General features: G+C 40.8%; 20 protein-coding genes and 1 pseudogene. 13 read left to right on the top strand and 8 right to left on the bottom strand.

Annotated features, from left to right (window positions below):
• Positions 1–125: 125 nt before the first annotated feature.
• Positions 126–794, top strand: coding sequence for a cold shock and DUF1294 domain-containing protein (locus V7K62_RS03450; RefSeq protein ID WP_334861714.1), 669 nt, complete (start codon positions 126–128; stop codon positions 792–794).
• 106 nt (positions 795–900) lie between these two features.
• Here the strand turns inward: V7K62_RS03450 and V7K62_RS03445 are convergent, their stop codons facing one another.
• The 4 genes from V7K62_RS03445 to V7K62_RS03430 form a co-directional block, all read right to left on the bottom strand.
• Entirely contained in the window at positions 901–1,314 is a 414-nt protein-coding gene (locus V7K62_RS03445) for an HNH endonuclease (RefSeq protein WP_334861712.1), read from the bottom strand.
• The gene (locus tag V7K62_RS03440) at positions 1,315–1,524 is read right to left on the bottom strand and encodes a hypothetical protein (RefSeq protein ID WP_334861710.1); all 210 of its coding nucleotides are present in this window, start codon (positions 1,522–1,524) and stop codon (positions 1,315–1,317) included.
• Positions 1,525–1,610: 86 nt separating this feature from the next.
• Positions 1,611–3,206 carry a nickel-dependent hydrogenase large subunit gene (locus V7K62_RS03435; protein ID WP_334861708.1) on the bottom strand — a complete coding sequence of 532 codons (1,596 nt, stop codon included), beginning with the start codon at positions 3,204–3,206 and terminating at the stop codon, positions 1,611–1,613.
• A 94-nt stretch (positions 3,207–3,300) separates the two neighbouring features.
• Entirely contained in the window at positions 3,301–4,263 is a 963-nt protein-coding gene (locus V7K62_RS03430) for a hydrogenase small subunit (protein WP_100900552.1), read from the bottom strand.
• 620 nt (positions 4,264–4,883) lie between these two features.
• Between V7K62_RS03430 and V7K62_RS03425 the strand changes: the two genes are divergently transcribed.
• From V7K62_RS03425 to hypB, 12 genes are all read left to right on the top strand, one after another.
• On the top strand, positions 4,884–5,858 hold the full coding sequence (locus tag V7K62_RS03425; protein WP_334861784.1) for a hypothetical protein: 975 nt from the start codon (positions 4,884–4,886) through the stop codon (positions 5,856–5,858).
• 57 nt (positions 5,859–5,915) lie between these two features.
• A complete protein-coding gene (locus V7K62_RS03420) occupies positions 5,916–6,182 on the top strand; it encodes a hypothetical protein (RefSeq protein ID WP_334861705.1) in 267 nt (88 codons plus the stop codon).
• An 8-nt stretch (positions 6,183–6,190) separates the two neighbouring features.
• A complete protein-coding gene (locus V7K62_RS03415) occupies positions 6,191–6,415 on the top strand; it encodes a hypothetical protein (protein WP_334843426.1) in 225 nt (74 codons plus the stop codon).
• A gap of 37 nt (positions 6,416–6,452) precedes the next feature.
• Positions 6,453–7,298: a NifU family protein gene (locus V7K62_RS03410; RefSeq protein WP_334861703.1), complete on the top strand. Its 846-nt coding sequence runs from the start codon at positions 6,453–6,455 to the stop codon at positions 7,296–7,298.
• Positions 7,299–7,619: 321 nt separating this feature from the next.
• Complete coding sequence (locus V7K62_RS03405; RefSeq protein WP_334861701.1) at positions 7,620–7,805, top strand: hypothetical protein; 186 nt, start codon at positions 7,620–7,622, stop codon at positions 7,803–7,805.
• A gap of 164 nt (positions 7,806–7,969) precedes the next feature.
• Positions 7,970–9,187, top strand: a complete 1,218-nt coding sequence (locus V7K62_RS03400) for a hypothetical protein (protein WP_334861699.1) — start codon at positions 7,970–7,972, stop codon at positions 9,185–9,187.
• Positions 9,177–11,525 carry a carbamoyltransferase HypF gene (hypF, locus tag V7K62_RS03395; RefSeq protein ID WP_334861697.1) on the top strand — a complete coding sequence of 783 codons (2,349 nt, stop codon included), beginning with the start codon at positions 9,177–9,179 and terminating at the stop codon, positions 11,523–11,525. The genes V7K62_RS03400 and hypF overlap by 11 nt, the downstream gene beginning before the upstream one ends.
• A 105-nt stretch (positions 11,526–11,630) precedes the next feature.
• Complete coding sequence (locus V7K62_RS03390) at positions 11,631–11,891, top strand: HypC/HybG/HupF family hydrogenase formation chaperone (RefSeq protein WP_334861695.1); 261 nt, start codon at positions 11,631–11,633, stop codon at positions 11,889–11,891.
• A gap of 208 nt (positions 11,892–12,099) precedes the next feature.
• The gene (hypD, locus tag V7K62_RS03385) at positions 12,100–13,278 is read left to right on the top strand and encodes a hydrogenase formation protein HypD (RefSeq protein ID WP_334861693.1); all 1,179 of its coding nucleotides are present in this window, start codon (positions 12,100–12,102) and stop codon (positions 13,276–13,278) included.
• Positions 13,279–13,338: 60 nt separating this feature from the next.
• Positions 13,339–14,442 carry a hydrogenase expression/formation protein HypE gene (hypE, locus tag V7K62_RS03380; RefSeq protein ID WP_334861691.1) on the top strand — a complete coding sequence of 368 codons (1,104 nt, stop codon included), beginning with the start codon at positions 13,339–13,341 and terminating at the stop codon, positions 14,440–14,442.
• A 20-nt stretch (positions 14,443–14,462) separates the two neighbouring features.
• The gene (gene hypA, locus V7K62_RS03375) at positions 14,463–14,804 is read left to right on the top strand and encodes a hydrogenase maturation nickel metallochaperone HypA (RefSeq protein WP_334861689.1); all 342 of its coding nucleotides are present in this window, start codon (positions 14,463–14,465) and stop codon (positions 14,802–14,804) included.
• Entirely contained in the window at positions 14,795–15,604 is an 810-nt protein-coding gene (gene hypB, locus V7K62_RS03370) for a hydrogenase nickel incorporation protein HypB (protein ID WP_334861687.1), read from the top strand. The genes hypA and hypB overlap by 10 nt, the downstream gene beginning before the upstream one ends.
• Before the next feature lie 3 nt (positions 15,605–15,607).
• On the opposite strand, the gene V7K62_RS03365 is transcribed toward hypB, so the two are convergent.
• From V7K62_RS03365 to V7K62_RS03350, 4 genes and pseudogenes are all read right to left on the bottom strand, one after another.
• Positions 15,608–17,074 carry a Fic family protein gene (locus V7K62_RS03365; protein ID WP_334861685.1) on the bottom strand — a complete coding sequence of 489 codons (1,467 nt, stop codon included), beginning with the start codon at positions 17,072–17,074 and terminating at the stop codon, positions 15,608–15,610.
• A 150-nt stretch (positions 17,075–17,224) separates the two neighbouring features.
• Positions 17,225–17,599, bottom strand: a pseudogene (locus tag V7K62_RS03360) (hypothetical protein).
• Positions 17,589–18,596 carry an LLM class flavin-dependent oxidoreductase gene (locus V7K62_RS03355; RefSeq protein ID WP_334861683.1) on the bottom strand — a complete coding sequence of 336 codons (1,008 nt, stop codon included), beginning with the start codon at positions 18,594–18,596 and terminating at the stop codon, positions 17,589–17,591. Before V7K62_RS03355 ends, V7K62_RS03360 begins: the two are co-directional and overlap by 11 nt.
• 158 nt (positions 18,597–18,754) lie before the next feature.
• Positions 18,755–19,090, bottom strand: coding sequence for a hypothetical protein (locus tag V7K62_RS03350; protein ID WP_334861681.1), 336 nt, complete (start codon positions 19,088–19,090; stop codon positions 18,755–18,757).
• Positions 19,091–19,228 lie beyond the last annotated feature (138 nt).

Raw genomic sequence — 19,228 nt, 5'->3', positions numbered from 1 at the left:
GTCCATTGGTTATCACCACATTTTTACAAAATTAAAAAAGTTGGTGGGGCGAGCGCATTTTTGGTGTTGTATATTTGTGTAAACAAGGGCACACTATAAAGCAGGTATAAATATATGATTTGTTCATGAAACCTACTTTACACAAAGGGCAACTAATCAGATGGAAGGACGATCGCGGCTTTGGTTTCATACAACCCGATGATGGTAGTCAAGAAGTCTTTTTACACATTACAGGATTCAAAGACGTTAACCGTCGTCCCCAAGTTGGTGATTTCATTTGTTATCAACTAACAGCTAGTAAAGATGGCAAACTACGCGCTTGTAATGCCTCTATCGAAGGAGTTACATCAAAGTCCTCATCTTCTACTGCACCAAAGAAGTCTATATCCAGAAGTGTAGACAAATCTTTATCATTAGCATTAAAGACATTACTTCTATCTTTACTACCTGGGTTGGGTTCAATCCATCTTGCACTAACAACTGGCAACCCAATTCCGCTAATTCTTTATCCTGTCATGAGTTTCATTACTTTTAGGCTATATGCCGATGATAAGTCTCGCGCACAACAAGGACGATGGAGAAGGCAAGAAAATACTTTGCATCTGTGCGAATTTATGGGTGGTTGGTTAGGTGCATTTGTTGCTCAACAGAAGCTACGTCACAAAAGTAGCAAAGTTTCTTATCAAGTTGTATTTTGGGTAATAGCAATTATTCACATTGTATTTTGGTTAAATTGGCTATTTTTTGGTAAGGCGTTGATAAATCTGTTTTTTAATATTGCTTTTAAGGGGTAATTTAATCAAGTCATAGTCTGTAAACTAAGTTTAATCTGGTTGTCGGCAAGGGCTATCGCTCTTGTTGGTGGTATAAGCAGTTAACGTCGCTAACACCAGTCGCTTATTAAGGTGGTGGATGACGACCCAGGAATTCTTCTTCTGCCCGAATCGCTAGCATAATCGCACGATTCATGTTGAGTGCATTAATGGTTGCTCGTCCTGTAGCTGTTAATCCAACAACTTCTACACCATTCCACTGAAAGTGTTCTTTCCATACTTGTTGACGAGGGTGGAAAATTGGTACTTTTTCTCCTGTTTCTGGATCTTCAACCATTTGTCGGGCAGCCTTACGGAGTGAACAGGACACGCAAGCAAGTGCCAAATTACTTGCTGTTGTTGTACCACCTGCTACCACAGGAGTGATGTGATCGATATGAAATGTAGCTGCTTGACCTGCTTGGGATAAACTGCAATATTCACAGCGATCAGCTGCTCTTTGGATGACTAATCGACGTAAAGCAACTGAAATCGTTACCATTTATCGCTGCTGCATCACACGCTGCGAACGCAAATGCAGCAGAGATAAAAATTCTGCCAACTCAACCAGCCCTTCAGCTTCTCGTCGTTCTGCAAGGGTAAGCACTTCGCCTACATCTTGGCGATCTAGCAGAAATTGCAGACGCTCTTGGACAGCTTCAGGAAGTTGAAAGTGAGTCAGTTCAACAGGTATCTCAATAATTTCAGCCATACAAAGTATGTCTAGCAAAATTGCAATTACTTGTAGAGCCAGTGTAACTCAATATGCATTGTGCTAGACGATCTAATATTTGAGAATTAAGCAGTCCGAAAACGCGCCAACTCTTCACCAGTTTTAGCATCATGGGCGTGAACTGTACACACCAAACATGAATCAAACGATCGCGCCACATGCCCAACTTCCACCGGGTCGCTAGAATCGTAAATGGGTGTCCCAATTAAAGCTTCTTCAATAGGACCGCGAATACCTTCACCGTCACGAGGCCCGATATTCCAAGTACCTGGAGCAATCACTTGGTAATTCTTAATTTTACCGCCCTCCACTTCTACCCAGTGAGATAAGGAACCCCGCGCTGCTTCCGTTGCACCCCAACCGCGTCCATCTTTTTCTGTAGGTTTGATATACCAGGGGTCGTTTAACTTAAATTCGCGTAAACAGTGTTCAGCTTGACGATATAACTTGACAAGTTCGTGAACTCGTGCTAGCTGACGCACATGAATACTAGCACCACCCATCTTTTTGAAGACATCAAGGATCAAGCCGTCGTAGTGCTGCCAAGATTCGCCATGTTTACCACCTGCAACTAACTGACGCGCTAAGGGACCAGTTTCCAAACGTCCGAAGTCTTTGTGAAGGACTGCACTCGACCAAGAGTAGGCGTTATCGAAGTCTTTGGTATTGATTGCAGTGGGTTTAGTGGTGCGATCGCTAGGGTGAATGTCTGCCGTTCCCTCATCGTACCAGGAGTGAGTTGTATTCTCGCGGGTAAATGACTGATCCATTAAGGTGTGAGTGTCTGCGAAGCTGTCATACACTCCACCTTTCATGATCATCGCCGCATTTCGTCCTTCAATAGTCGGCTTTTGGTATTTATCTTCATGGGCTAAATATCCCCAAGTGACATATTTACCAACACCAGCACCATATCTATCTAGACCGATATCTAAACCCATGCGCCAATAAAAACCTAAGTCGGAATCTCGATGATTTCGGTCTTCATCTAACCAATTCCTAAAATCATCATAAGTTTGGATTTGTTCGTAGCGTTCTAAAGAACAACCCAACCACACTGGTTCTAACCAATTGGTGCGGAAGTATTCGAGAAGCGCCCAAGCGCGGGTAATGTCCGTTAATGTAGGGGCGCACATCACACCACCAGGCACCATATAACTGCTGTGGGGCCATTGTCCGCCCAATAGGGCATAAATTTCTACAGGTTTAGCGGAAATTGTGATGCCTAGTTCATAAGATTTGCCTGTGAACGCAGCAAAGCGTTTAACAGCTTCGTCATAAAAGCGACTATGGCGGTATTTTTTATTGGTTAAATCAATGGCAAACAAACCATAAAAATAGCGGGGTATACTTTGGATTGTTTCGACAATTTGACCGAGATTTCTCGCCAAAATTGCATTGCGAGGAACTTCTGTTTCCCAAGCTGTATCTAATGCCCAAGATGCACAAGTTAGATGAGAACCGCCGCAAATGCCGCAAATGCGAGGCGTGACAATTAATCCGGCTTGGGGGTCTTTACCGCGTAAGATTACTTCAAATCCTCGGAAAAGTTCGGCGTGTGTCCAGGCGTTGACCACGCGCCCATTCTCGATATCAACTCTGACATCTAAATCGCCTTCAACTCTACCAACGGGCGATATATCTAATGATTGAATTGTCATTTGTCATTTGTCCTTTGTCATTGGTCATTTTTTATTTGTCAGTTGTCATTAGTCATTGGTCATTGGTCATTTGTTTTTGACCAATGCCCAATAACTAAACTGTAAAAAAGTCTTCTTCTGCCCAAGGTGGTGCTGCATCCTTGGCGACCATTGTGAGTAAGGCGTAGTCTTTTTTGTTCACCCCTGGCGGTAATTCCTTGGGAACTCCCATGACTGTTTGGGTTTTGAATACGGTTCCCGGTTTGAGGTCAAAGAAAGGAAATTCTGGTTCTGTACAACCTAAACAAGGCATTCCAGCGCGAGTTTTAGAAGAAACGCGGTTCCATAAGATGCGGTTGCAAGAGGAATGAGTCATGGGGCCGCGACAACCCAAGTCGTAGAATAAGCAACCTTTGCGCTGACCAAATTCGGCGGTTGAGGCTTTGTAGGCAAAGTGAACGTTACGGGTACAACCTGTTTGGGTATAGGTGTTGAAGAAGGTTTGGGGACGATTTAGTTCGTCGAAAGCAATGTCTGCTATGCGTCCAGTAGCGATCGCTACTAATATCTGCGTTATCCAGTCGGGATGCGCGGGACATCCAGGTATATTAATTACAGGTAATCCGGCTTGCGATACGAAGTCTTTACCTAAAAAGCCGCCTTCTTGACGTTTGAGAAATTGCAAACCTTCCGATTCGCTGGGGTTGGGTGACATGGCAGGAATTCCTCCCCATGTGGCACAATCTCCCACGGCGACGATAAATTTAGCAACTTTGGCCAGGTCTGCTAACCAATCTTTCATGGCGCGATCGGCAAACCGATTCCATTCGCCTGTGCCGTTGGGAGCATTGACAACACTGCCTTCAAATACCAAGATATCTAGGGGAATTGTGCCAGAAATACAATCCCGCAGTAGTGTTTGCAAATTGTTGCCTAGTTCCAGTCCCAAGGAGGGATGCCAAAGTAAGTTGATGCCAAAGTCGGCAATTAAATCGCAGACTGTGGGTTCTTCAGCGTTGAGAAATGACATTGTGTTGCCTGAACAAGCACCACCCTGTAGCCATAGTACGTTAGTCATCGGCTATGCATTTTTCTATTGTTTACCATGCATGATGTAGGTGATAATGCTTGTAAAATCTCACCTGTTTATCAATATTTATTTTTCAATTTTAAGATATTTTTTTCTTTAATTCACTTTCATTAAAAAAGAATTAATCATTAACAATAGCTGAAATCCCATCAAGATTATTTTAACCGATTATGTCTGTTATATCTGTAACACATTTAAAAAATCAAAGATCCCGTGGTGAATACTTGGAATACACTAAATATTATGTATGTCAACAATTCAATAAACAATCTTGGGATTGTGTTAGGTGATGATACAAAAAATGTTTTAAAAATATTAGGTGTTTAAAGCTGACATTAATATTAGCAATTTCCCCCTAGAATTTTAGAAATAGGGTGTTTTATATTTTAGGGATTGGGGATTGGGTACTGGGCATTGGGCATTTGGAAAACTTTTCCCCAGTCACCAGAGACTAATCCCTAGTTTCAGAAAAGAAAAGGGGAATTCCGCCTAAAGGACTCGAAGCCTGCGTAAATCAGTATGGCCCGTGATGAGATGCGATCGCGTGTTTCGATCATTCATGGGTGTTAACAGACTCAATTCCCAATTGGCTAGAGTACGGCAGAGTTATGACCCCCAGCATTACAGATTCAGCGGTGAAAGCTGCGTTAGCAGCTGTTGCATCGGAGTCAGCCACAGCAGAGGAAAAAATCCAAATGCTGATCGAGATAGCACAGGGTTTTCAAAAAAAGCCCAAAGCCGCCCAAGACTTGCGAAATGCAGTTGGCTTATATTATCGGGCCTACGAGATGTGTGGTGAGGAGTATCCCCTACTGAAAGCCAGGGCGCAAGTGGGCATGGCAGGGACGTTACAGGCAATCCCGGATGCTGAGTACCAACTGCTGCTGCAAGCGAAAGCAGGTTATGAAGAAGCGCTACCGATCTTACAGCAATTAGCAACGCCTGAGGAAGTAGCAGAGACGCAGATGAATTTTGGGCTGGTGTTGCAGTCGCTTGTACCATTCAATTTGGCACGGATAACTGACAGCATCCAAGCTTATCATGAGGCTTTGCGGGTGTTTACTTGGGAGGATTACCCCCAAGAATACGCAATTTTATATAACAATATTGCGATCGCTTACCTTTCTATGCCCCTGGCATCAGAACGGGAATACTTGCGTCAAGGGTTAGCTGTGCAATCATTTGAGGTAGCACTAAAACATATTAATTTGATCGATCATCCTAGAGAATATGCGATGTTGCAAAACAACTTAGGTAACGCTTTGCAATATTTAGTGAGTTCCCATCCTGTGGAAAATAACTTACGGGCGATCGCAGCTTATGATGAAGCGCTAAAAGTGCGTAATCTCAAAGATACACCCCTAGAGTACGCTAACACAATTTCCAACAAAGCCAACGCCTTATTCAACTTACCCGACGACTCAGAAAAACCAGAAAATGGCAATCCAAATAATCTCTTACAAGCACGTGTTTACTATCAACACGCTTTAGAAATATTTACCCAAAATCAACAAATGCAACAAGCAGAGATAGTAGCCCAAGTCCTACAAGATATTGAAGCAGAAATAGGGAATAGGGAATAGGACATTGGTTATTCTCCCTCATCCATCCTCCCCTCATTATCAGGAGAACAAAACAGCATGAGAGATATTTTAACAAACCCTTCTGTGAGAGATTTTCTCACAAGTTTAGCAGATGGTGACTTGAACATAGTAACAGGATTAGTGTGGATAGTCATAGCAACAGTCTTGTCCATGGTTGGCGGTGCTATTGGTGGAATGCTGTTAGCTGGAAAAGATATAGGCTATCAGTTTTCAGCAATGCTTGGTGCATTATTTGCTCCGGCTGGTGTAATTCCTGCCATCCTATTAGGATTTGCCATACTTAATTTATTGACACATTATTAGGAGGAAATATGTTAGAAATTGGGTGGTTTTCTGCCAAGTTATTTTTAAAAGGAAAATTACTGCGCGACCCGATGTATTTTGTTCAGCGAACTGCTATAGCTACTGCTGTAGGTTCGTTATTGCTAGTGTTATTTGCACAAATCGACATTCCCTTTTACTTACCAATAACATTATCTAGCTTAGTGACAGGCTTGATTATGCCGTTTCTGCTCAAAGATTTCAAAATGAAGTGAGTTGTGTAACTTATAAGTAACCAATGCCCAATTCCCCATGCCCAACCTTGAAGAATTAGTTCAGGAAATTAACCGCTTTGAGGCAATTATATCCGAGTGGGATGAAAGCCAACGGTGTGTAGTAGTAGGTCTAAAAAGATCAATCGAAGCTTTGCACAAAGCAGCATTGACTAGTTTAATTAAAAGCCTCAAGCAAGAATCAATGTCAGCTTTGCGTCATGCTGTTACTGATGAAGTAGTATACGCAGTGCTGCTTTATCACGAACTAGTAAAACCACCAAAACCACAATTAGCACAGCGAATTGAAACAGCCCTTGCAGAAGTTCGCCCAGGCTTAAAAAGTCATAATGGGGATGTAGAACTAGTAGCAATTAAGCCCCCGGATACAGTAGAAGTCAGATTAATAGGAACTTGCAGCAGTTGTCCAGCTTCTACTTTGACTTTATCTCAGGGAGTAGAACAAGCAATTAAAAACCATTGTCCAGAAATTACCAAAGTAGTTGCGGTCAATAGCAACCCTACTGTTAACAATGCAAATTCTGGTTTAATCAGTCCATTTTCTTCAAAAATAACTTCTACTTGGATAAAAGTGGCGACGATTGATCAAGTTCCTGAATTTAGTGTATTGGCAGTACAACTTGCTGGTAATTCACTGATTTTACATCGTCAAGGTAATACAGTAAAATCTTACCGTAATGCTTGCATTCATCTAGGATCTTCCCTAGATAAGGGTATAGTTGAAAATGGTATTCTTACCTGCCCTTCCCACGGATTTAAGTACAAGTTAGAGACAGGTGAATGCTTAACAGCACCTGATGTTTCACTTCAGTCGTATCCAGTAAAGATTAAAGACGATAAGGTTTTTGTGAAACTGCAACAATAGATATCTTGCAAAAGTTCCTACCACCCCTCGCCTTAATCCCCTCTCCTTACCAAGGGGAGGGGAGACAAAACATAGCTTTGGTGGGGTGGGGTTCTTATTTGTGATTCATGCAAGAGGTCTAATGATGATGCGAAGGTAACATATCAGGAAATATATTTAGCGATTAGGAAATCACAGCTATTTTGCTTTTTCATATCAGTAGTTTACAGATTCACTTTAGTCTTTTGTGTAAGCAAAATGCCTAAATGTTTTGTCAATATACCAGAATCTTTGCTGATTTGTGTAATTCAGTTGTTCATTTTAGGGTTTTAAGAAAGCAAAATGACCTTTGACTTACTCAAAATGGCATTTAACTTACCCATTTTGGTGTTTTCCGCAAGTCAAATGACCTTTGACTTACTCATTTTAGTGTTTTCCGCAAGCAAAATGACATTTGATTTACTCAAAATACCTTTTGACTTTCTTTTTTCAGTACATCGCGCACTCATGCCAAATATTGCTGTGTAGTAAAAGTTACTAAAGTTTAGCTAGATTTTTTTAAGATTGATTAATACGGAAGTTTATTAAAGGTTTTAACAATTGGAAAAAAACATAATGTCAAATTGTTGCTGTTGTTACATGCTCATCAGCATTAATGTTTTTAAATAATTATCAGCGTCTATCTGCGGTTCATGGATATCCCAATCATAATTAATCCCATATCACAATTACCGCCAGAAGCAACAGAAATTTCTCAATATTTACCTCTATCACCTCATGGTGCAGAGGTAATTTTAGGCAACATTATTGAACCACAACAATTAGTGATACCTGTAGCAGCCAGTGCCACAACAATGTTTGGGCCTCGCGCTGCTTGTTTATTATCAAAAGCTGGCCCCTTATGGGTGTCAGATACAGGACATCATCGATTATTAGGATGGAAGAAATTACCCACAAGCGATAGTCAACCTGCCGATTGGGTAATTGGACAACCTGACTTTTATCATGAGGGACAAAATGCTAAAAGTACACCGGGAAGTGCAACCTTAAGTGTACCAACTGGAATTTGTGCTTGTGGCGAAGGGTTAGCGGTAGCAGATGCTTGGAATCATCGAGTTTTAATTTGGAAAAACTTACCAGAAAATAACAATGTTCCAGCAGATTTGGTGTTAGGACAAGCGAATTTTACCGATAATGAATCAAATCGGGGAAGTCAACAAGCATCCGCAAGTACAATGCACTGGCCTTATGGTGTTTTCTATCATCAAGGACGACTATTGATTGCCGATACAGGTAATCGAAGGGTATTAATTTGGCATCAATTACCAACAGAAAATGGTCAAGCTGCTGATGTAGTTTTGGGACAACCGGATATGATATCTCGCAATGAAAACGGCGGTGCTTCTCCAACGGCAGCAAGTATGCGTTGGTGTCACGATATCACCTTTTGGGGAGACAATTTGGTTGTCAGCGATGCAGGTAATCACCGAGTGATGATTTGGCAGGGAATACCAACAGAAAATAATGCCCCTTGTGCAGTGGTTTTAGGACAAAAAAGCTTTGATTTTGTGGAAATGAATCAAGGAGTTTATTATCCTAGTGCTAGTAGTTTGAGTATGCCTTATGGTGTGGGGGTGGCTGGAGATTGGTTAGTAGTTGCAGATACTGCTAATTCTCGGTTGTTAGGATGGAGAAAGCTAGAATCAATTTTATCACTGCAAGGTTTAGTGGCAGATGGGTTAGCAGGACAAATAAATTTTCAAAGCAAAGGTGAAAATCGTAATTTCGGACTACCTAAACGAGATACCTTAAATTGGTGTTACGGAATAAAAATTTGTGGTAATACAGCAGTGATAGCTGATTCTGGAAATAACCGAATTTTGTTGTGGCAGTTTAACTATGCCGACTGAAGAAATTAGAGTTAGCGGTACTGTTCAAGGAGTAGGATTTCGTCCTACTGTATATCGGCTGGCTAAAGCCTGCGGTTTGCATGGAGATGTTTGTAATGATGGTCAAGGTGTATTAATTAGAGTATCTGGTAGTGAGGAAGCATTAACAGAATTTGTTGCCAGATTGCAAACAGAATGTCCACCGTTGGCAAGAATTAATCAACTAACAAGAACTATTTATGAAGGTGAATTGAAATTTGATAATTTTGTGATTTCTAGTAGTGTTAATAGTGCCATTAAAACAGAAATTACCCCTGATTCAGCAACTTGTCCACAGTGTCAACAAGAAATATTCGACCCCTTTAGCCGCTTTTATCGTTACCCATTCACTAACTGCACTCATTGCGGCCCGCGCTTGAGTATTATTCGTGCCATTCCTTACGACAGATGTAATACCAGTATGTCTGCGTTTGTTATGTGTTCAGAATGCCGAAAGGAATACCACGATGTCGAAAACCGCCGGTTTCACGCCCAACCTGTCGCTTGTCATGCTTGCGGCCCCACAGCTTGGTTAGAACGCGCTGATGGGAAAACGGTTACTGCTTCTATGTTCTCTATGTTGGATGATGTTGATGCCGTTTGTACTCTGTTGCAAAAGAGTGAGATTGTGGGAATTAAGGGGTTAGGTGGCATTCATCTAGCTTGCGATGCAACACAGGAAACTGCTGTACAAAAACTGCGTCAGCGTAAAAAGCGCTATCATAAACCCTTTGCTTTAATGGCGCGAGATATTGAGGTAATTGAAGAATATTGTATTGTCAACGCCAAAGAAAAAAATTTATTGACAAGTTCTGCTGCACCAATTGTTTTATTACAGACATCAGGTAAAAAAGTAGTAGCACCATCGATAGCATCAGGGCAAAATACCCTGGGCTTCATGCTACCTTATACGCCTTTACATCATTTAATTTTGCGGCGGATGAATCGCCCAATTGTTTTAACAAGTGGCAATCTTGCTGATGAACCACAATGTATTGATAATGACGAAGCAAGAGAAAAATTAGGGACAATCGCTGATTATTTTATCTTTCACAATCGAGAAATTATTAATCGGGTAGACGATTCAGTGGTGAAAGTTATCAGCGATAAAGTTCAAATAATTCGCCGCGCCAGAGGATATGCACCAGCATCAATTAGTTTACCATCGGGATTTCACAATGTACCGCAAATTTTAGCAATGGGCAGTGAGTTAAAAAATACCTTTTGCCTATTGCGTGAAGGAAAAGCAATTCTCTCTCAACATCTGGGAGATTTAGAAAATGCTGCGGCTTTTAATGCTTACCAAGAGACTTTGAATTTATACTTAAATTTATTTGAACATCAACCAGAAGTAATCGCCATTGATAAACATCCTGAGTATCTCTCAAGCAAACTTGGTAAAGAACTCGCTTCCAAAAATCAAATCAAAGTTTACCCAATTCAACATCATCACGCCCATATCGCCGCTTGCATGGCAGAAAATGGTATTCCTTTAGATTCACCTCCAGTATTAGGTATTGCTTTAGATGGTTTAGGTTACGGTGACGATGGTACACTCTGGGGTGGAGAATTTATTTTAGCAGATTATCGTAAATTTAAACGACTAGGAACATTTAAATCAGTAGTAATGCTTGGTGGTAAACAAGCAATTTATCAGCCTTGGCGTAATACTTATACCCAATTAATAGCTGCTAAACTTTGGGATGATTGCGAACAAAAGTATACTGAATTAGAAATATTTAAGCTTTTGAAAAACAAGCCCCTCAAGCTACTCAATCAACTTATAGAGAAAGGGATTAATTCTCCTTCAGCTTCCTCAGTGGGGCGATTGTTCGATGCAGTGGCGGCGGCTATCGGTATTTGCCCTGAAGAATGTAGCTATGAAGGACAAGCTGCGATCGCAATGGAAGCTATAGTAGATGTTAGCAGCTTAAATAATCATAAAGAAACGCTAATATATCCTTTTAGTTTTAGCATTTCAGATAGTATTTATTGTATAGACCCCCGTCCAATGTGGCAAGCCTTGCTCGATGACTTACAGCAGCAGATTCCCCAACCAGTTATGGCTGCCAAATTTCACAAAGGTTTAGCGAATGCAATTTTGGAAATGGTTAAGCATCTTTGTCAAGAAAATCTGATTAATCAGGTAGCCCTAACAGGAGGAGTATTTCAAAATTGTATATTGTTAGAGCAAGTTACCAAAGGATTACAAACATTGGGAATAAAAGTACTCACTCATAGCTTAGTTCCAGCAAATGACGGCGGGTTATCTTTAGGACAAGCAGTTATTGCAGCCGCACAATTAATAGAGGAGTGTTGATATTTGGCAAACTTGTTCTCAGAAATAATTCTCTCTGCGTTCTCTGCGCCTCAGTGGTAGCCTGCGGCAAGCCGCTTTCGCGTCTACGTTTATCTTCAAAAAATAATGTGCTTAGGAATCCCCGGACAAATTATAGAAATTACCAACGTTAACCATAAATTAGCCATCGTTAATATTGGTGGTGTGAAGCGCCAAGTGAATATTGCTTGTATCGTAGATGAACAACATCCCCCCGAAGCTTGTATTGGTGATTGGGTACTAGTACATGTTGGCTTTGCCATGAATCGAATTAATGAACAAGAAGCAGCGGAAACATTACAACTCTTCCAAGAATTAGCAGCAGCACAAGCAGGGATTAGTACTTAAATAATGGACTTTTTTCTCATCCAAAGAAAGAAGTTTTAAACTTCTTTCTGTCTTTATTTGCGCCCTTTTCTGCGTTCGTGAACAGCGTGTCGCAGACAGACGCTGCGTATAGCTTGCTTCTCCGTAGGAGTATGCGGTTCGTTAAACAAAATCCTTACCACAAAAGCAAAATTAACAGATACATAAAACTCACTACTCTTCACTTGCCATGAAATATGTTGACGAATTCCGCGAACCGGAAAAAGCTGAAGCCTTATGCCGTGAAATCGCCAAATTATGCCATCGGCTAGAAAAACCCATCAAAATCATGGAAGTATGCGGCGGACATACCCATTCCATATTTAAATATGGTATCGAGGAAATTTTACCCAAAGCCATTGAACTAATTCATGGGCCTGGTTGTCCAGTATGCGTTATGCCAAAAGGGAGATTAGATGATGCGATCGCAATCTCCCAAAATCATAACGTCATTTTTGCCACCTTTGGCGACGCAATGCGAGTTCCCGGTTCCAAAACCACTTTACTGCAAGCTAGGGCACAAGGTGCAGACATCCGTATGGTGTACTCTCCTCTAGACAGCCTGCAAATTGCCAAAGATAACCCCGACAAACAAGTAGTCTTCTTCGCATTAGGCTTTGAAACCACAGCCCCCAGCACCGCCTTCACCATCCTGCAAGCAGCAGCCGAAAAAATTCATAACTTCAGTATGTTTTCCAATCACGTCCTCGTGATTCCCGCCCTCAAAGCATTATTAGATAATCCCGACTTACAACTAGATGGATTTGTTGGGCCTGGCCATGTGAGCATGGTAATTGGTACCGACCCTTATGAATTTATTTCCCAACAATATAATAAGCCAATAGTCGTTTCAGGATTTGAACCCTTAGATATTCTCCAATCAATTTGGATGCTATTGCAACAGCTAGTAGAAAATCGTTGTGAAGTTGAAAATCAATATAACCGAATTGTCCAAAAAAGCGGGAACACAGTAGCCCTCCAAGCCATAAATAAAGTTTTCGCCGTGCGAGATAGTTTTGATTGGCGTGGCTTAGGTGACATTCCCTATTCAGGATTACAAATTAAACCTGAATATGCTCAATTTGATGCCGAACTTCAATTTACCATTCCTAATCTGAAAATAGCCGACCATAAAGCTTGTAAATGTGGAGAAATTCTCAAAGGAGTCTTAAAGCCTTGGGAGTGCAAAGTATTCGGTACAGCTTGCACACCAGAAACACCAATCGGTACTTGTATGGTATCTTCCGAAGGTGCTTGTGCAGCCTATTACAAATATGGGCGACTCTCCACCATTGCCAAAAGAACAATCGCCCAAAAACCAAAAATAACTCAAGAACCTCTCCCCGCCTGCGGCTTCTCCTCAGACTAATAATACTCCGCGTACCTCTGCGCTTCCCTCTGCGTTCCTTTGCGTTAAAAAAACTTTAATATGAATATTTCCCCGACAAATCCAATACAAAATCCTCTATTCCAAAAAATCGAACAAATCCGCCGTCGCCAAAGTAAAGTGCAAGACACTCATATAACTCTCGCACATGGTAGCGGTGGTAAAGCCATGCGTGATTTAATAGATGATATCTTTGTCAGCAATTTTGATAACCCAATTCTCTCCCAACTAGAAGACCAAGCCAGCTTCAATTTAGCCCCTCTCCTCCAACAAGGAGACAGACTAGCTTTTACCACAGATTCATACGTTGTAGACCCCTTATTTTTTCCCGGTAGTGATATAGGAGAATTAGCCGTCAACGGCACAGTTAATGATTTAGCTGTCAGTGGTGCTAAACCTTTATATCTAACTTGTAGCGTAATTTTAGAAGAAGGATTACCAGTAGAAACCTTACGACGTGTCGCAGCCAGTATGAAAGCAGCCGCCAAAAAAGCTGGTGTTCAAATTGTCACTGGTGACACAAAAGTTGTACATCGCGGTGCTGCCGATAAACTCTTTATTAATACTGCTGGTATTGGTATCATCCCACGAGGAGTTAACATTTCCGCCCACAATATTAAACCTGGAGATGCAGTAATAATTAATGGTGAAATAGGCAATCATGGGGCAGCGATTTTAATTGCCCGTGGGGAATTAGCCTTAGAGACTAATATTGAAAGTGACTGTCAGCCGTTGCATAGTTTAGTAGAAACTATTCTTCAAGTATGTCCACAAGTTCATGCTATGCGAGATGCTACACGCGGTGGTTTAGCTACAGTACTCAATGAATTTGCCCTCAGTTCCAATGTAGGAATCCGTCTCTTTGAAGAATCTATTCCAGTACGTGAAGAAGTCAATGGAGTTTGCGAAATTCTTGGTTTAGACCCATTATATTTAGCTAATGAAGGTAAGTTAGTTGTGGTGGCCCCAAAAGAGAATGCTGATAAAATATTGTCAGCGATGAAATTACACCCAGCAGGTAAAGATGCTTGTATTATTGGCGAAGTTATTACCTCACCTCCAGGTATTGTATTGTTAAAAACAGTTTTTGGTGCTGAAAGAATTGTTGATATGCTAGTAGGCGACCAATTGCCACGAATTTGTTAATCTATAATAAATTTTATAGTATGCACGAACTTGGAATTACCCAAAATATTGTGGCAATTGTAACTGAACACGCCAAAGGTGCAAAAGTGCAGCGAGTTTTATTAGAAATTGGCAAACTTTCAGCCATTATGCCCGATGCTATCCGATTTTGTTTTGATATTTGCACTCAAAATACACTTTTAGAAGGAGCAACATTAGAAATTTTAGAAATTCCATGTTTAGCAAAATGTCGTCAATGTGGTGCAGAAATTTCTCTAGATAAACCATTTGGTATCTGTAACTGTGGTAGCGTGCAATTAGATTTAATTACTGGTGAAGAACTTAAAATTAAAGAAATAGAAATAGAGGAATTATGTGTGTAACCTGCGGTTGTTCTGATGATGGCGAAACTAAAATTACTAATATGGAAACAGGTGAAGCTAAACATAACCATCATCATACTTTACCTGATGGTACGGTCATCACTCATTCCCACAGTCACGACACTCATCTAGAAGCATCTCAAGTTCATGCCAAAATACACAATACAACGATATCCTTAGAACAGGATATTTTAGCAAAAAATAATTTAATAGCTGCCCAAAATCGAGGATGGTTTAAAGGTCGAAATATTCTCAGCTTAAATTTAATGAGTTCTCCCGGTGCAGGAAAAACAACTCTTTTAACTCGCACAATAAATGATTTAAAGCATCAATTATCTATTAGTGTCATTGAAGGCGACCAAGAAACTGCTAACGATGCCAAAAAAATTCAAGAAACAGGCTCTAAAGTCATCCAAATAAACACCGGAACAGGCTGTCATTTAGATGCATCAATGATAGACAGGGGTTTACAACAACTGAATCCACCACTGAACTCAGTTGTGATGATTGAAAATGTCGGAAATTTAGTTTGTCCAGCCTTATTTGATTTGGGAGAAAATGCAAAAATCGTGATTCTCTCTGTTACGGAGGGAGAAGATAAGCCGATAAAATACCCGCATATATTCCGTGCTAGTGACATCATGATTCTCACTAAAATGGATTTGCTACCTTATGTACAATTTGATGTACAAAAGTGCATTGAATATGCTAAACAAGTAAATCCTCAAATTCAGATTTTTCAGGTTTCTGTAACTACTGGTGCAGGATTAGATAAGTGGTATGCGTGGCTAACTGCATGAGCATTAGAGACTTCTATTCCAGTATTCTAGTCCTGTAATAATAGCTTCTTCTAGCCACTCATTGAAGCGCTTCACCAAGTTATCTTCTTCATCTGCATAAGAAAATTGGAATGGTGATTCCATTAAGGGTTGAATATCACTAATATTCCGATCACCTTCTTCTGTATCATCTCTGTGATAGGCACATACAGAACATACAAGTAAGCCTAAATTTTCCTGTCCCAGAACATGAAATGAAAGCAAAATAACTGTAGGTGTCTCTACTCTAATAATCAATTGCACCCAACTGTGATAGCTTCGGAGATTAGCAAAGTAACCTTGCTGTTTTGCTGTCTCCACAATTTGATAACGATGATAATATGAACGCTCATCCCCTGCTGAAGCTGATACTGTAAAAACTTGAGCATCTCGTACCAAGTTTTGTACAGATAGCTTGATTTCTTCAGAAAGATTTTGCAAACGATTCAATGCTATCTCAAACAAAGTTTCGGCAAATTTCTCAGCTTCTTGACATCGTTCTTGAATTGATGCTAACTGACGCTGTTTAAGCTTATCAGTAACAGATGCGAGAATAGTACGAGTCTGCCTTGTTTCTGACAGGATTTGTTCTGACAAGCCAAGACTGCGGATAAATGACTGTTTCTGGCTTTTAGCAAACAAACGAATCAAGCCAGACAATTCACCTTTATCCGCTTGTTCTAAAGATGCAATATAAGCTGAACGATCATCACGGGTAAGTACAAGAGGGAACCATCTAGCCTGAATAAAAATCAGGCTAGCAAGACAGCGAACAACTCGCCCATTCCCATCTTGAAAGGGATGAATTTGAGTAAATCGATGGTGCAGCCATGCAGCTTCCACTTCTGGTACAACTTGGTTTTCTTGATGCTGATGATGCCATTGAATGAGATTATCCATCTCAGATGCTACCTGTTCTGGTGGACAGTACTCATAAATAGAACCGTCTGCTGTCAATGGATTATTAGGCTGCTTCTTCCAATCACCTTGGATCAGAGGAACACTAATAATTTTTCCTGTGGATGGAACTAACGCTTCTGTACTAGTCTGATTTCTCGTAAGCAGCTGATGCAGTTCCTTGACATAAAACGGTGTCAGAGAACGTTGACCACCCACAAAATCAAACAATGCCTCAATAGCCATTTCTTGATCTTGAATCAAAGCTATGACTTGCTTAATAGGCCGGCCTGTAACTCCATGTGGAATTAGTGCCTCATTGATACCCTGCTCAATGAGTGATTGGGTAATACCTTGGGGAATTGTGTAAAGTCGCTCTATAATTCCGGTTTCAATTGCTATCTCCCGGCGCATCTTTTCCATAAAAATCTTGAATGCACCAGAGTTACGAAGGCGGTCAGCTTGTTCATTCCAGACAGTAACTAATGGTGGTAGCTCTGAACTAGCCAATTTTTGCCAATCTTGCGGTAAATTCTCTATAGGTTGCCAGCGCATACACTCTGAGTTATCTGAAATACTATAAAAAATAGATCATATTGTAAGTATTCTAAAATTGCAACACCCTGCATTTTAAAAGTACAGGGTGTAAGACAGCAATAAGGATGAATAAACTATATTCTGTGTGATTCCCAGTTTCTATTTACCTCAAAGCCAATCTCGATAAGCTGATATTTCATTTACGCTGATTTCAAACGGCATCCCCTTGCCAAATGGCGGATAAACGCGGATTTTGCCATTACTAGTAAACCGCTCTAACCTATTACCCAACTAGGGGATATTGCTGACGATATGCCAGTAAGATACTAAGTCAGGGCAGTCAATAATTAATGTGAGGATGCTAGCATTTGTTGTGAGATACCACTGACAATTAGATAACAGTACTCGCGTAATGCGATCGCAAGCTAGATAAAAGCATCTGCCAGTAGACTGTTCTAGCTCCATTTGCAGCATTCCATCCTGTTTCGTTACCTCAGTTGGAGGTAAATCATCGGGAGGAAGCAAGTATAGTTTAGAAGACATAATTTCGCACCTCTTGGTTGTAGCGCGTCAAACTGTCCAGGTTTTTTTGCAGATCCGCAGACGAGGGTTTGAGTGCTAGCGTCCCTAAATTTAATTCGTCCTGAAATTTCTTGATTTTGTCTCGACAAGTCTCCACATCACCGATAATTGAGTTCTCAATTAAATAATCTTCATCGAAACAAATATTTGTGCGATCAAATGGTTTTTGGTTGGGATTCGCACTATTTTGCAATACTTCAGCCGAATTAGCTTTCATTTTCTGGCTAAATTGGCGAACGAAAGGTAACGCTTCACTCACAGCCTCATCAAATGTTTTGCCAACAAAAAAGAAGCGTGCTAGCACGAAGTTTTCCGCACCACTAGAATTTAAGGCTCGATATTTGGCAACAGTATCCTTCAATCTCTCTAGGGAAAATGGCGGCCCACCCATCAAGCTGAAGGAATGTTTTGCAGCAAACTCGATACCATCATCACCACCAGTAGCAACATACACTGGTATTTTACTCTGCAATGGTTTTGGATAAATTGTCAGGCGATCGCATTGAAAATATTGCCCATTAAATGATACATCAGTTTCATATAACAGCTTCATAATCAATGCGATCGCCTCTAGCATCTTGGGACGGGATTCACTTGGTAATGTCGCAAAATGCTTGTTTTGTTGAGGAAAGGGGCCGCCTTTGGCAACTCCAAATAATAATCGCCCATTGCACAGGTTATCCAAGGTGGCAATATCTTCCGCTACCCTAACCGGGTTATGGAATGGCAGTAACACCGCCGCCGTCCCTAATTGGATAGTTGAAGTCAATCCCGCCAGGTGTGCCATTAACACCAACATGGACGGGCTGAGATTGGATTCACTAAAATGGTGCTCACTCACCCAGGCTGACTCAAAACCTAAGCTTTCAGCCTGTTTTACTAGCGCGACTTGCTCAAAGATGGCACGACGAGCATCTTGGTGAAAATTATCGTAATTGCAGAAAATTCCAGTTTTCATTACTTGTGTTGATACTTTGTACTCACCGTCGCTGCTCGTTATTCTAGTGGTCTATTGCATTTGATAGGTTTGTAGTCAGGACTAAAGTCCTCAAATATTTAAGCACTTTAGTCCTGACAACAAACACATTTTGCTTTCTCAATTAATGCGATTAATCACTAACTTGCAACCAACTGCAACTCCAACCATAGGCGTGGGTTGTTCTCTTTAACCTTCGACATCGGATCTCGTGACAATCGCTTGGCATTCATGCAGACAACCTGGATCAGACCCATGTTATCTGCTACTTCTCTGAGTATTTCTTTTTGAGCTTGCACACAGGAAATCATTTCGTCAGAGCAATAAATTCCTATATATTGCAAACGTCTAGCAGGTCGTCCCCAAAAACAGGTTATGACTTTCACATAACACCCATCCAGCAATTCCCCAACTTGCGGGTAGTAATGGTTGACGACTCTTGTGAATTCTTTGGCTAAGATATCTTCAGCAATCATTGGAACTGATATTTCTGTAGCGTTTATCACGCTATTTAATATAACATAATTTTGTCAGTTAAATATGACAAAATAACTTAGAAGGCTTAAATAAAATATTAAATATTAGAAAAAAAAGAGATGTACCTTATTTGGTAT

It is taken from the genome of Nostoc sp. (genome assembly GCF_036917935.1).
GTDB lineage: Bacteria > Cyanobacteriota > Cyanobacteriia > Cyanobacteriales > Nostocaceae > Nostoc.
This window is presented reverse-complemented; position numbering and strand designations above follow the sequence as displayed.